Source organism: Prevotella sp. C0026C3 (assembly GCF_056590795.1).
The window spans coordinates 103721-119751 of the sequence record NZ_JBWPWW010000006.1 but is presented as its reverse complement, the minus strand read 5'-3'; the positions used below and the strand labels follow the sequence as shown (position 1 = coordinate 119751).

7 protein-coding genes are annotated in these 16031 nt (G+C 45.3%); 2 read left to right on the top strand and 5 right to left on the bottom strand.

Annotated elements, in window-relative coordinates; translation table 11 throughout:
- Positions 1 to 25 precede the first annotated feature (25 nt).
- Positions 26 to 1543, bottom strand: a complete 1518-nt coding sequence (gltX, locus tag AC1EK4_RS05620) for a glutamate--tRNA ligase (RefSeq protein ID WP_480357351.1) — start codon at positions 1541 to 1543, stop codon at positions 26 to 28.
- 115 nt (positions 1544 to 1658) lie between these two features.
- Between gltX and AC1EK4_RS05615 the strand changes: the two genes are divergently transcribed.
- Both AC1EK4_RS05615 and AC1EK4_RS05610 read left to right on the top strand, forming a co-directional pair.
- Positions 1659 to 3761 carry an HD family phosphohydrolase gene (locus AC1EK4_RS05615; RefSeq protein WP_036899551.1) on the top strand — a complete coding sequence of 701 codons (2103 nt, stop codon included), beginning with the start codon at positions 1659 to 1661 and terminating at the stop codon, positions 3759 to 3761.
- A gap of 211 nt (positions 3762 to 3972) precedes the next feature.
- Complete coding sequence (locus tag AC1EK4_RS05610) at positions 3973 to 5649, top strand: OmpP1/FadL family transporter (RefSeq protein WP_036899547.1); 1677 nt, start codon at positions 3973 to 3975, stop codon at positions 5647 to 5649.
- A 130-nt stretch (positions 5650 to 5779) separates the two neighbouring features.
- Here AC1EK4_RS05610 and priA read toward each other — a convergent pair whose 3' ends face one another.
- The 4 genes from priA to AC1EK4_RS05590 form a co-directional block, all read right to left on the bottom strand.
- Positions 5780 to 8047 carry a replication restart helicase PriA gene (gene priA, locus AC1EK4_RS05605; protein ID WP_480357349.1) on the bottom strand — a complete coding sequence of 756 codons (2268 nt, stop codon included), beginning with the start codon at positions 8045 to 8047 and terminating at the stop codon, positions 5780 to 5782.
- Between the two features lie 373 nt (positions 8048 to 8420).
- Positions 8421 to 10181 carry a RagB/SusD family nutrient uptake outer membrane protein gene (locus AC1EK4_RS05600; RefSeq protein ID WP_480357348.1) on the bottom strand — a complete coding sequence of 587 codons (1761 nt, stop codon included), beginning with the start codon at positions 10179 to 10181 and terminating at the stop codon, positions 8421 to 8423.
- Between the two features lie 28 nt (positions 10182 to 10209).
- The gene (locus AC1EK4_RS05595; RefSeq protein ID WP_480357345.1) at positions 10210 to 13296 is read right to left on the bottom strand and encodes a SusC/RagA family TonB-linked outer membrane protein; all 3087 of its coding nucleotides are present in this window, start codon (positions 13294 to 13296) and stop codon (positions 10210 to 10212) included.
- Between the two features lie 4 nt (positions 13297 to 13300).
- The gene (locus AC1EK4_RS05590; protein WP_480357343.1) at positions 13301 to 15871 is read right to left on the bottom strand and encodes a zinc-dependent metalloprotease; all 2571 of its coding nucleotides are present in this window, start codon (positions 15869 to 15871) and stop codon (positions 13301 to 13303) included.
- Positions 15872 to 16031: the final 160 nt, after the last annotated feature.

The window sequence follows — 16031 nt, the reverse complement described above, 5'->3', positions numbered from 1 at the left end:
TTTCCTCTTTAATACTGATACAAACTTATTTTAAGACCTCAATGGCACGGCGAAGACGTGTCAGCGTCTCTTCTTTTCCTAAGAATGCGGTAATATCGAACATGCCGGGACCTTTGCCGATACCCACCAATGCCAGTCGGAAAGCATTCATCACATCGCCCAACTTATATTCCTTATCCTCAACCCATTTGAACACCACAGTCTCTTGGTTTTCTATTGAGAAGTCGGAAATACCTTCAATGACATCGGCCAACTCCGCCATTTGCTGGGCAGAATATTCCTTCCAACGCTTGCGGGCTGTCTTCTCGTCGTACTCAGTAGGCGCAATAAAGAAGAAAGAGCATAAGGGCCATAATTCTTTAACGAAGCTTACGCGGTCTTTCATCATGTGAACCACCTGCGTAACACGCTCCATAGACTCTTCTACACCGTTGTTGGCAACGATGGGGGCAAACAATTTGGCAATTTCATCGTCGCTCTTACGCAGGATATATTCGTGGTTAAACCACATTCCTTTTTGGTAGTCGAACTTAGCACCACTCTTAGAACACTTTGTAATATCGAATACCTGAACCAGTTCATCAAGCGTAAACAGTTCTTGTTCTGTCCCCGGATTCCATCCCAACAAAGCGAGGAAGTTGATTACAGCCTCTGGGAAATAACCGCTTTCGCGGTATCCTGACGACACTTCTCCGGTCTTAGGGTCGTGCCATTCCAATGGAAATACGGGGAAACCGAGGCGGTCTCCGTCGCGCTTACTAAGCTTTCCCTTGCCTTCGGGCTTCAATAACAGAGGCAAATGTGCAAACTCCGGCATGGTATCGGCCCATCCGAAAGCCTCATACAACAGCACATGAAGAGGCGCACTTGGCAACCATTCCTCACCACGAATGACGTGTGTGATTTCCATCAAGTGGTCGTCGACGATGTTGGCAAGATGATATGTAGGCAACTCGTCGGCACTCTTATAGAGCACTTTATCGTCTAGAATATCGCTCTTAATAACGACTTCGCCACGAATCAAGTCGTGAACATGCACTTCCCTACCCGGTTCTATCTTGAAACGAACAGTATATTGCTTTCCATCCTCAATGAGTTGGTCTACCTCTTCTTTTGATAATGTAAGAGAATTGCGCATCTGCATGCGTGTACGAGCATCGTATTGGAAGTTGGCAATCTCCTGATGTTTGGCCTCAAGTTCCTCTGGTGTATCGAAAGCTATGTAGGCTTTACCGTTGTCAAGCAACTGCCTGACATACTCTTTATAGATTTCTCGGCGCTCACTTTGGCGATAAGGACCATGCTGTCCACCAAAGCTGACACCCTCGTCGAAACGAATTCCCAACCAACGGAACGACTCAATGATGTATTCTTCGGCTCCGGGAACAAACCGATGTGAGTCGGTATCCTCTATTCTGAATACGAGTTCGCCACCATGTTGACGTGCGAATAGATAATTATACAATGCTGTGCGAACACCGCCAATATGCAAAGCTCCTGTTGGACTAGGCGCGAAACGCACCCTTACTTTTCTTTCTGCCATCCTCAATCAATGTAGATAAGATATAGATATTTCTTGCAAAATTAATATATTTTTTCCAGTAATGCCGTTCTTTTTTTGTATTTTCGCATAATAATAGACATAAACACCGTTTATAATGAGATATTCTTACAAGACATCTAAGTACTATTGGCGAAATCTTTTCAGTCGCCTAGCCCTCATATCCATTACGGTTGCTGTCATTGTATGGTTCTTGCCACGCAACGAAGTACAGCATTTCCGCTACGATGTGGGTAAACCATGGATGTACGGTTCGTTCATCGCGAAGTTCGATTTCCCCATTTATAAGACCGATGAGATACTGAAATCCGAGCAAGACTCCATGATGGAATTGTTCCAGCCCTACTATAATTATAATAGTTATGTAGAAAAACAGCAGGTGGCAAAGTTCAAAAAAGACTTTGCCAACAGTTCATCGGGACTCACAGAAGAGTATAAAATCTTGTTACTAGACCGTTTTCACAGACTTTATCAAGCCGGTATCATGAAGATGCCGGAGTATAATGTACTGGCAAAAGATTCTACCAACATCCTCCGAATAGTCAATGGAAAGAAAGCAACAGGTGTACAAATCAACTGTATCTACTCTACCATGACTGCATATGAACAGTTGTTCCAAGATGAGAAGTTAGCTCAACAGCGCCCGCTCTTGCAACGACTGAATCTCAATAACTACATTGTACCAAACCTAGAATACGACAGTGAGCGCAGTGAAACGGAGAAAAACGACATATTGAGTGGTATTCCTATCGCCAGCGGAATGGTGATGAGTGGGCAAAAAATCATCGACCGAGGTGAGATTGTAGATGATTATGTGTACCGAGTGCTTAGCTCTTTCGAGCGCGAAATGTCTCGACGCAATGCCAGTAAGCAAGAGATTACGTACACCACTATCGGTCAATGCATCTTTGTCTTTATGCTTATCACGCTCTTCACGACCTATCTGGCACTCTTCAGACGCGACTATTTCCGCGACCAACGAAGCATTATGATGCTCTATTCGCTCATTACCATCTTCCCCATCTTGGTATCTTTGATGATGAGCCACAGCATCTTCAGCGTATATATCCTGCCTTTTGCGATGGTACCTATCTTCATTCGCGTATTTATGGACTCTCGCACGGCATTCATCGCACACTGTACGATGATTCTTATCAGTGCCGCGGCCGTGAAATACCAATACGAATTCATCATCATACAATTGGTAGCCGGGCTCATAGCCATCTATTCGCTACGCGAACTATCCAAACGTTCGCAGGTATTTAAGACGGCATTACTTGTCACCGTTGGTACGTTCCTCGTTTATTTTGCCTTGCAGATGATGCAAAACGAGGATGTATCGAAGTTGAATCAAGACATGTACTACCACTTCATTGCCAACGGTATCTTCCTATTACTCACTTACCCGATGATGTATCTCATTGAGAAGGCATTCGGATTTACAAGCGACGTAACGCTCTTCGAGCTCTCTAACACCAACAAGGGACTCTTGCGCGACATGAGCGAGATAGCTCCCGGCACTTTCCAACATTCCATTACAGTGGGTAATTTGGCCGCAGAGATTGCCAATAAGATAGGTGCCAACAGTCTCCTCGTGCGTACCGGAGCACTCTATCACGACATAGGGAAGATGGAAAACCCAGTCTTCTTCACCGAGAATCAGGTCGGTATAAACCCTCACGATAATATGACTCCCAAGGAAAGTGCACAGATTATCATCAACCATGTGCCCGAAGGAGTAAAGATGGCAGAAAAGAATAACCTTCCATCGTTTATCAAAGACTTCATCGTTACACATCATGGGCGTGGTGTAGCCAAGTATTTCTACGTGAATTACAAGAATGCTCACCCCGATGAAGAAATAGATATGGAGAGCTTTACCTACCCCGGTCCGAATCCATTCACACGCGAACAAGCCATATTGATGATGGCCGACACGGTAGAAGCAGCCTCCCGCTCGTTGCCGGAATACACCGAAGAGAGTATCAGCGCTTTGGTTAACAAACTCATTGACGCCCAAGTGGCCGATGGATTCTTCACCGAATGCCCTATCACATTCCGTGATATAAGTCAGGCTAAACAAGTCGCTATTGAGCGACTTAAAGCTATTTACCACACGCGTATCTCTTATCCAGAACTCAAAAAAGGTATCAAAGATGCACCAAAGCAGCCAACTGATACAACCGGAAAGCCGAAATAAGCTTATCGTATATACCATATTATATAATATATCAGTTTATTGCCTGTAGCCAACTAAACAATACTACATGCCTAAAAGCCTGCACAAACATACTGATTTGTGCAGGCTTTTATTGTTACATTGTTAACATTACTAAATAAACAAAACCTTATTAGAGAATTATAGAACATTTTTAATAACTTTGCAGACATATTTTTTACAACTATTCAAGATGACTAAGTTAAAATTTATAATTGTTGTTGCAATTTTGTTAACGTCTCAATTCTCATGGGCAGGTGGTTTATTAACCAATACTAACCAAAGTGTTACCTTCCTTCGCAACCCGGCTCGCGACGCAGCCATTGCTATAGACGGAGTATATTTCAATCCTGCCGGTGTGGTATTCCTCAACGATGGATGGCATCTATCAATCAATATACAGAATGCACATCAAACTCGTAGTGTCAATTCGACCTTTGGTGCTTTTGCTTTCGGAACACAGAATGAGGGCAAAACCAATAAGACCTTCAAAGGAGTTGCCAATGCGCCCATCCTTCCTGCTTTACAAACAGCCTACAACAAAGGCAAGTGGAGTTTCCAATTCAATTTTGCCGTTACCGGCGGAGGAGGTAAAGCAGAGTTTGCCAAAGGCTTAGGTTCGTTTGAAAGTAGCGTTGCCATGCTGCCATTACTATCCGGTCACCTTGACGCATTGACTACCAAACTCGGTTTAGGAGCACTTGGACTCCCCGCTATTGAGCAATACGACATGGATACATACATGCGTGGTAGACAATATTACTTTGGATTTACACTCGGAACAGCATACCAAATCAATGACCATCTCTCTGTATATGGTGGTCTGCGACTGCTCTATGGCAATGCCAACTATTATGGTTATGTGCGTAACATCAAGGTGCGTACTGCCGGTTCTACAGAATTTGTCAATGCACCATCAGCTTTTACAGCACAGTCGGCAGCCGCTTTCGAGGCAGCAGGTAAATATGCCGCTGCAGCCGAACAATATGCAAAAGCAGGCAATGTAGCCGCTGCCACAGCAGCCGCTGCCTCGGCTAAGGATTACAAAATCAAAGGAGCCAGCCTCGGTGCACTCGGTATTGCGACACAAGATGTAACCCTCAACTGCGACCAAACAGGTTGGGGACTCGCTCCTATCTTGGGTATCGACTACAAAACGGGAGATTTCAACTTCGCAGCTAAATACGAATTCAAGACTAGTATGCGCTTGAAAAACAAATCGGCAAATAGCGAGAGCGCCAAGAACCTTAAACAATTGGCAAAATTTGAAGATGGAAAAGAAGTAGAAGAAGACTCTCCCAGCCTACTCACTGTGGGCGCCCAGTGGTCTGTACTACCCACATTGCGACTCAATGCCGGTTGGCATCACTACTTCGACAAGAATGCCCATCTCTATAATAATAAGCAAAAACTGCTCGGAGGTGATACCAACGAGTATCTCTTCGGTGCTGAATACGACATCAACAAACGTTTTACCGTGAGTGGTGGTACCCAGGTTACACGCTATCAAATGACAGATGAGTATATGGAAGACATCAGCTTCAATGTGAATAGCTACTCGTTCGGATTCGGTGTCGGCATACATCTCAACAAGAAGATGACTTTGAACCTCGCTTATTTCCAAACTAATTATACACATTACAAGCGTAATACCAACAACTACAATAATCTTTCAAATTTGGCCGGAGGCATTGTTGGCAAGCTGGGAGGTGCATTAGGCATGGACGAAAGCAAAGTTAAAGCAGCTTTACAAACTACCCAAGGTCTGCTTACCACCCCTCAAGGCGATGGCAAAAGCTTGCTTTACGGTGCAGACGACTTCACTCGTACCAACCGAGTATTTGGTATCGGACTAGATATAGATTTTTAAATAATTCTCTCGTGCCCCTCATTCCATGTGAGGGGCTTTTTGTTTTCAGTTATGATCTATTGACTCCTAACTTTTAAATCCTCACTTCTAACAGTGTAAAAGGGTATTGTTCCAAACGGACAATACCTTTTTACATAGGATCTACATCGTAATATATCTGCAAGAGGGCGTAGCGCTTATCCTTCATCAACTCTACCTGCACCCATCTCAACACCTCTCTCACCTTCTTTTGGTCGATACCATTCTCTAATTTCAGCATCAATTTGCGAATATGAAGTTGCTTTACACGTGCTACAGCCGGCTTATCGGGCCCCAAAACCCGATCACCAAAATACTGGCGCAAGCGTCCGCCAAGTTCCAATCCGGCTGACTCTACCACATCTGCATTGCGATGTTTCAAGTAGACATACACCAAATGGAAAAATGGTGGATAACGGAATAGACGGCGTTCTTCCATCAAATCGGTATAGAACCCCTTGAAATCGTGATGCACCACTTGATTGATAACCGACAAATCAGGATTCTTCGTTTGTAGGATAACACGTCCGCGAGTACCTTTTCGGCCTGCTCTTCCACTCACCTGTGCCATCATCATAAAAGCATGTTCGTAGGCTCTGAAATCAGGATAATTCAACATCGAGTCGGCATCCAATATTCCCACCACACTCACACGATCAAAGTCCAACCCCTTGGTCACCATCTGCGTACCAATTAAGAGGTTGGTACGTCCGGCAGCAAAGTCGCGAATAATACGTTCATAAGCATTTTTCGTACGTGTAGTATCAAGATCCATACGAGCCACTCGGGCTTCGGGGAACTCCTCAGTAATCAAACTTTCTATCTTCTCGGTACCAATACCACGCCCATGCAGGTCGGTATTACCACAATTAGGGCACTCTTCGGGCACGGAATAAGTAAATCCACAGTAGTGACACGACAGTTGATTCATATTCTTATGCAATGTGAGCGACACGTCGCAGTTATCACATTTAGGCACCCATCCGCACACCTTACACTCTATCATCGGTGCAAATCCACGCCTATTTTGAAAGAGTATCACTTGTTGGTCGGCTGCCAAAGCCTCTCTAATAGCCTTCAATAGCACCGGAGAAAACGCCCCACGCATAATCTTGCGACGTCGTAAGTCTTTCACATCGACCACCTGTATTTCCGGAAGTTGTATGCCTTGATAGCGGGTTTGGAGCGTTACCAGTCCGTATTTGCCCGTTTGCGCATTGTAGTAGCTCTCCATTGAGGGCGTAGCCGTACCCAACAGGGTCTTCGCACCATACATCTGTGCCAACACGATAGCCGCACTTCGTGCATGATAACGCGGTGCTGGGTCTTGTTGTTTAAAACTTGACTCATGTTCTTCGTCTATAACGACGAACCCCAACCGCTGAAATGGAAGGAAGCCAGCACTGCGTGCACCGAGAATCACATCGTAGGGATGGTCTGATAGTTGCTTCTGCCAAATCTCAACACGCTCGACATCGCTATATTTACTATGATAGATACCCAGTCGATTGCCAAAGACGCGTTGCAATCTCTCGGTCATCTGCACCGTCAAAGCTATCTCCGGAAGCAGGTACAACACCTGTTCGCCACGGTCGATAGCCTCTTGTATCAAGTGAATATAGAGTTCTGTCTTACCACTCGACGTCACTCCATGCAACAAAACTACTTGTCGCTTTTGGAATTGAGCGGCTATCTCGCGATACGCCACTGTCTGAACATCATTGAGCGGCTTGATATTTTCGGGCATAGGACGGACAGTTCCATTCAGTCGTCCCACCTCTTTTTCATAGAGATAAAGTATCTTTCTGTCGATGAGGGCACGCACATGAGCCAACGTGGCATGCGCTTCGTTCATCAGTTCTTCGCGCGTTATCTCGGTTATCGGTTGCTGCGGTGTATCGCCTTGCAACGAATCCCAATGACTCAAAGCCAAAAATACCGCGAAAGCATGGGCTTGCTTGGTGGCACGTGCCAAAATATTCAGCGCCACATGTAATGCTTGCTCAGTACGAAAAGGCTCTGCCAATCCCACATACACCTCCGTCTTAGGTCGATAACCATCCTCTGCTTTCAGACCGGAGGGCAAAGCTGCTTTATAAATCTCGCCAATCGGCGACAGATAATAGTCGGCTATCCATTGCCACAACTTCAATTGTTGTGGTAACAACATACGCGATTCGTCAAGAACGGCAAGGATGGGACGTACTTCAAAATCCGGTTTCGTCTCATGAACCTTAGCCACCATCGCCGTATACCGTTTGCTTTTGCCTAGTGGCACCTGCACACGTATCCCCTCACCTACTCTCATTGACAATTCGTCGGGCACGGAATAGGTGAACAATCCTTCCAAAGGTAGGGGCAATATGACGTCTACATACATCTGCATTCGGCACACAAAGTTAATGGAAGTTGCCTTGATTTCAAAATAAAACCACTGCTTTTATATGCGAAGATATAGCGATTAACAAGGTAAGTAATCGCTAGAATGAGGCTTAAAGAGTCGGGATGAGGATATTGCAAGGCCGAGGCAGCAATGCTGCAAAGCCTCTTCAACATTACTGCATAGCCCGAACAGTAATGCTGATGCAGCCTTGCAGTAAACGAAGAGTCGCAGAGTAATGGATTAGAAATATTGATTTCTACAACTTAACTACTCACTCATAACTCCTCACTTCTAACTCCACACAAAGCAAACTCCCTCCTCCTGCCTTGTCGACAGAAAGAGGGAGTACAATCATATTAAAAATGTTAGTTTACTTCTCGTTCCATTCTGCATTCTGGTCTATTTCATGATAGCGCACTTCAGACCATGGAATGGGGTAATAATTCTGATTAGCTCTGAACACACGTTCGGTCTTCTGAGACTTGAGGGAAGACACTTTGTAAGTCATCTTACCATCTTCACCCTTCACAATCTCCATACCACGCAATGGATTTTCCGAACCATTGAGCTTGGCAACAGCCGTACCTAGACGCAGATAATCCCAGTATGTAGTCTCTTCGAAGGCTAGTTCCACTCGACGTTCGTTGAGAATCTGGTCGAGGGTAATGCTCGTCAATTCCGGCATGTGTACACGTTTACGCACCTGATTGACCAAATTGAGAGCCACAGCAGTATTACCTGAGCGGAAAGAAGCCTCGGCATAGTCGAGCAAAGCCTCAGCATAACGCCAGATAATATAGTTCTGCTTGCTACCATACTTGCTGTCTCCAAAGAGAGAAGCTGTGGGATCAAGGAACTTACGCATGTAATATCCCGTGCGGGTAACACCTGCATTGCGGTCGGTACCATGCTTCGTGAGGTCTACACCAGCCTTCTTCTTGCCACCCTCCATTGTATAATGGATGTCCATCACGTGGCTACGGAACGACGAACCATCATAAAGGATGTTGGCATAGAAGCGATAGTCGCGATTTTCAAAGGGATGTTGAGGATCTAACGTCTTTCCATCACGCATGCCATATTCATCAACATGGTTCTGAGTGGGGACATAAGCGCATCGCGTACCATTGAGGAAAGGAGGCGCAGCATCCTCGTCCAGACGATGTCCGAAGTCTTCTACAATACCGGTATCGCTATGATGAACTTCCAAGATAGACTCAACGCTGTTCTTCGTGAGGAATATCTTGGTGTAGCTATCGGCAATAGCAGTCTCTGTACTACCTGTTACGGGCACGAGACTGTACAATCCCGACTTCACCAACTCCTCATAAGCAGCCGCTGCTTTCTGCATCATCTCCTTCGAACGGTCGCCGGTAAAGCCATAATATTCTTTATCCTTATTCTGGAACTGTGGCGAACCAACCCAAAAATACACCTTCGCTTTGAGCATCATGGCAGCTCCCTTAGTCACACGACCTACATCTTGCGACTCATATTTTGCAGGCAACAACTCGGCAGCCTGCTGAGCTTCGGAAACTATAAACTCCGCCATCTTCTCATAAGACGAGCGCGGGAACTTCTCATTATCGTTGAGTGGATCGTATAAATGGTCTATCAGTAGAGGTGCGCCGAAGCGTCTCAACAACATATAATAATAATATCCACGGAAGAAATGAGCCTCACCCAAGATGCGTTGCTTGGAAGCTCCATTGGCAATACTTCCTTCGTTGGCCAGCAAACGGTTGATGTGCTGAATCATTTCGTAACAACTACCCCATGAACTGCCGGCTGTTCGCGTGATAGCAGTTTCTTTTCCAGCCTGCTCATCGGCAAATCCGGTACGTCCCCAAGTACTCATTGAGTAGGTCAACTGGTCACTATACCAAGCCGGGAAAGGCTGAGACATGCTACGCAATAGCCAACTGGTAGACATGAGGATGTTGAAACCGTTATGCATATTGCGATACCAAGGCATCGTATACTCATCGAGTAAGAGTGGACTTTTCCATATACTAGGCTCAGCCAACTTGTCTACTGGCGCGTCGTGGAACAGATTGTTACAGCCGGTAAAGCCTGTTGCGAGTGTCAACAGACCGACCGCATTCAGTAAATATGTTCGTATTTTGTTCATTGTCGTACAATTATTTATAGTAAAACCATTAAATACCGATGTTACAACTCAAGCCGTATGTACGCTGAATAGGATAGCCTCGACGTGATTCAGGGTCCATGTGCTTCAGCTTACTCCATGTAAACAGATTACCACCCATCAAAGTAATGGTGAGCGAACTGAGTTTCAGGCTCTTCAAGGTAGATGCCGGCAGACTGTAACCGATATTGAGCGACTTCAAACGAATGAAGCTATTGTCGCGCAACCAGAACGAAGATGCCAAACGGTTGTTATCAATTGAGGTTGCCAACTTGACGCGAGGATACTCCGCATTGGGGTTCTCCGGCGTCCAACAATCGGTGAGATGATAATCTTGGAAACGTGGTAAGCTACCTTTTTCGAGCGTATAAGCCTCTGTGATATACTGCTTATAACCGGCCACACCTTGGAACATTACGTTGACAAATACGCCCTTATAGCTAGCACCCAACTTCAAACTTCCCGTGAAATCGGGATAAGCCGAATTCTTGAATGCCACTTCGTCTTTCTTATCGAGCACACCGTCACCGTTCTGGTCTTTATATTTGATGTCACCGGGCTTCACAGTCTTGTTCTTACCATTGTAACTTCCGTCCTGATTCAACTTCCAATTATCAATCTCCTCTTGCGTCTGAAAGAGTCCCAATGCTTCGTACATCCACGATGTACCGATGCTATGTCCCTTGCGACGAAGGTTCTCCAACTGGTTGCTTTCGTCTCCATAGTCGAGCACTTTGTCTCGCCCGAGCGATAACATGAACGATGCGTCATAGCGGAACTTGCCTATTGAGTTGCGATGAGTGAGGGTTAAATCCCATCCCCAAGCCTTTACTTTACCATAGTTCATATAAGGAACAGCTCCATTTGTACCTGTCGAAGGAGGATACATATAATCGGGAGCATTTGAAAGCATGTCGGTCTTATAGCGCAAATAGTACTCGTAAGTGATGCCAAAACGGTTGTTCCAGAAGCCAAGATCGATTCCGAAGTTGTAGTCACGACTCTTTTCCCACTTCAATCTAGCATTAGGATAGTTACCAGAATTCACCACAATACCGGGCTTCAATAATCCACCGAGATTGTAACCGTTGACAGGTGAGTAGATATAACTCAATAAATAAGAGTAGTCTTGTACACCACCATCACGTCCGAGGATACCAGTTGAACCACGGAATTTCACATTACTGATGACACGCTGTTTCCAGTTCTTGAAGAACTTTTCGTTAGATAGCATCCACGAAGCAGATACTGTGGGGAAGAAACCCCATCTGTGGTCGGGATGGAACTTGGCAGAACCGTCCACACGGAAGCTGAACTCAGCGAAGTAACGATTCTCGTAAGCGTAGGTAGCACGGCCAATCAACGACGCACGTTGTATCTCGCTTTCTTTTCCATGAAGCGAACCAATTTCAGTATTACCGATAAATTCAGGATAAACACCGGGCAAATCGCTGTTTCTACCATCCATGTATTTGTTCTTATACATCTGATAGTTGGCAACCATCATACCTGTTACACTGTGCTTTTCCTTGAAAGTCTGAGCGTAATTGATACCAGCTTCCAACAAAGTATTGTCCACAAACTGATCCATCTGGTACATAGAAATCTTCGCTTTCGGATACACAGTGGTCTTATCTACTTTGATTTCCTTGCTAGCTTCGTCGTAAGTGTAGAGCGCAACAGGCGAATTAAACTCGTTACGGATAGAGTTGTTGTTGTCCATCGTCACCTTACCATAAACCGAGAGACCTTTTACCCAAGGGATATCCCAATTCAAATTGGCCGTGATAGTGTTCATCTTCACACGGTTACGAGTATATCCGCCGAGTCCACGAATATTAATCAATGGATTACCACCATTGATACTAGCCAGCTCACCGTTCGTAAGAGTGAACGGTTGAACGGGAGAATAGCTGTAAGCAGCGTCTACTGTGGTAAAGCTAGTGTTCTTATAACCGGAACGAACACCATTGAAATCGAGCGAAAGGACAAGTCCCTTGGCCAGCGTAGCATCCAATTTGGCAGCATAGTTGAAGCGATCGCGCCCTACTCCACTATACAAACCGGCCGTCTTGGTGTACGAACCTGAGATATAATAACGCAGGAACTGATTACCACCAGAGAGCGAAACGCTATGCGTAGTAGAATATCCATGGCTGTTCAAATAGTCGATGATATTGGTATCGGCAAACTTATTAGGATTGGACTGTGTACGAATCATCTCCAATTCCTCGTCGGTATAGGGATTCACATTGGCTTCTCCCTCTACAGCCTTGTTGTATAACTTGGCAAATTCGTAGCTGTTCAAGAACTTGGGGAACTTGGTTGCTTTCTGAATATTGTACTGACCGCGATAGTTGATGCGTAGTTTTGAGTCGCCTTTTGAACGCTTTGTCTTAATCAAAACGACTCCGTTGGCAGCACGCACACCGTAAACGGCAGCGGCAGCAGCATCTTTGAGAATTGAGATACTCTCAATATCATCGGGGTTCAGGTCGGATAAGCGTTGTTCTCCATCGCTTGTGTTCTCCGAGAAACGTGGAACGCCATCAATAACAAGCAACGGTGACGATGAAGCACCGGTGACAGCGCGGATTCGAAGATTTGCCTCGCGAGCCGTACCGGGGTCACCTGACACCGACATAACCTGTAAACCGGCCACCTGACCATTCAGAGCCTCATCCAAATTAGGTGTAGGGACGCGAGCCAAATCGGTACCTTTCACCACCTCAATAGACGAGGTAAGGTTCGATCTCTTCTGCGTTCCGTAACCTACAACTACGAGTTCATCGAGGTTCTGAGCGTCTTCGTCGAGTTTGATGTTCAACCATTTGCCCAGTACAGCACGTACTATAGATGCCTTATAACCGATATAAGACACCACCAAAGTAGATTTTCCATTAGGCATCGTGATAGTAAAGTTACCATCCTTATCGGTCATGACACCCAATTTTCCACCTTCTACCTTTACATTAGCCCCAATAACGGGTTCACCAGTGGAGTCAACCACCTTTCCACTGACTTTCAAATCCTGTGCCAAAACATTGACAGAGAAGAGGCAAGACAGCAAAGTCAATAAACAAAAAAGTCTCCTCATAAATTTATTCCTTTAAGAGTTTATCAATCATCAATATCTGATACTCATAGAAGTTGCGTGTCTTGCTATCGCCTGTAGCACGCTTCCGAATGTACAAATTGCGTACTTTCTTCAGCTGACTCAACATCAATGGAGAGAGCACATCGCTGGGTAATGATGGCAAACCGTAATTGATACGCATGAATGAATCGCCCTGATGAGCCTTGCAACATGCCAATTCGGTAGTCTCTGCTGCCAAATTTTCAGCCAATTCAGCCTCTGTCAACAGCAGTCCCTTCTTCCCTTGCTTGAGTTGCAAGCCACTTGTAATCTTGAAAACAGAGAGAACGCCCGACTGTAGACTCAAATCGGCTTCGCTCAAAGCACGACCTTGCATCGTAGGAGCAAATAATGTGTTGAACACATCATTCATATATTGATCAAGACTATAATTCTTTGCAGGATTAATCTTGTATCCTTCGCTGATGCGGAACAAGCGAGTACCGGCATAAAGTGCACCTACTACCGACGACTGCAACCTCTCATTAACATTAGAAGGCAAGTCTAGTTTATTCAAAAGTGATTGTGGTGACAACCAAGAATTGTAGCTGCGAGCCTGTCCGATAAGCCATTGCATGGCACGCTTTTGGGTAGCTCGGTCGATATAATGGCGTGCAGCGCCCTTGTTATCACCCTGTCTGATTTCCTCGAAACGCACACCTCCGATGTAAGGCATCACATGGAAGAGATGGCGAGTGTACTGCGATACGACTTGTTTGTACATATCTTTCACAGCTTCATAAGTATCACCGGGCTTATAGGTCCACTTCTCTAGATTACGCATGATAATCTTCAAGTTGCTGATAGCGTAGTTACCGGCTTTGATATGGTCGTTACCCAAGTCTTCAGACTGGTCGGTCGGGTCTACGGCACCCATGAACTGCTGCACTCCAAACTCATACATAGGGTCGCCACTCTTAGCTTTAATCCATGCATCGAGAGTGGGTTTCTCCTTTTCGGGAGTATCAGCATCCTTGATAAGACGATAACCCCAGTTGATAGCATAGATATCCTCAACACCCAAGATAGGCGGAGTGAGCTTCACACCACGCTCCAAATCGCCCGGCTGAGCGATGAAGTTGTTACGTGCATAGTCCATGATACTAGGTGTAGTACCATATTTCTGGGTGAACGAAGGACTACGTAGCGAGTCTACAGGGAACGAATAGCTAGCTCCCATGTTGTGCATCAAACCCAGCGTGTGGCCTACTTCGTGGGCAGCCACATAGCGTACAGACTCTTTCATCAAGTCGTCGTCGAACACAGCCTTATGAGTTCGCGCATCAACAGCACCTGTTTGGACAAATCGCCAGTTGTGCAAGAGCGATATAACGTTGTGATACCAAATGACATCTGCTGTCAATATCTCGCCCGTTCGAGGATCTACATAGCTCGGACCCATCGCATTGGCAGTCTCGGTAACGGCATATTTGATGCAGTTATAGCGCATGTCGGCAGGGTTGAAGGTCGAATCGTTCTTCGGATAATCCTTTGCCATGATAGCATTCTTGAATCCTGCAGCCTCAAAAGCCTTGTTCCAGTCTTCTATACCTTGCTTTACGGTGCCACGCCACTTATCGGGGAAGGCTGAGTCTACATAGAAAACAATAGGTTTCTTGGGCTCTACCAATTCGCCACGGAAGTAGCGATCGCGGTCTTCATCCTTGGGTTCTAGACGCCAACGGTGTATATAAGTCTTCTTATCTACACGATCCGATGTCGAAGAATAGATTTTCTTATCGGTGCTGAAGAATCCCACACGGTTGTCTTGTAGGCGCATAGCCATCGGTTTCTCGGGCGCCATGAAGAGCGAACGATGCATGACTACGGTGTAAGGGATGTTTTCTTTTGACAGGTCGAAGCTCAACGAACTGATAATCTCGATGTTGCGAGGGAATGACTTCACATCGGTGATACCCGAAGCATCCGAGATAAACGAGCCTTTTAAGTTGCGGCTACCTCCAAAAAGCACCGACAGAGGGTTGTCAGGCTTCATCGGACTCAAACTCTTCTCGTTGCCTCCGAAGAACGAAGTCATATCAATGAGCACCTTACCATCTTTCTTTCCCACTATCTTAAAGGCCTTCAAGATGGGGTCGGCAAAGTTTGTTTTAAACGAAGCAGCAATCGGATCGCCCTTCTTTACGACGTTGGTATTCTGCACTAAATGCAAGTATACACGCACGCTATCGGTAGAGAAGCGAATCAAACGAGGCGCATCTACCATCTGTCCGGCTACATAATCATTGGTATTGCTGGTAGACGACACGCGGTTAGAGAGGATATAACTGCGTGAGAAAGCCGAATCGGCAATACTAAAATACAGTTTTCCGTCTTTAGTGAAGTATGTATCAAACATACCTTTGACAAGTTTAGCCTCTTTCACAGCCTTGTTGAAATCAGCTACCAACGACTTGCCCGGCTTATCTTTGGCCGTCAGCAACGAGTCTACTTTTGCCTTACTCTTTTTCTTTGCCATTGTGGGCTGCAAATTCACAGCACCTGCCAATAGCAAAATCAGCAGAATTCTATTCATAAAGTTATATTTTGTTATGATATTGAGTATTACTTCCCGTATAGAAACATGGAATTATAATTTAAGAATGTGCAAATATAATAAAAAACAACCATTTTTACTATTTTTATAATGGCATATTTTTGACAAAAATACTTTTATTTCTATTTATTGTTCATAA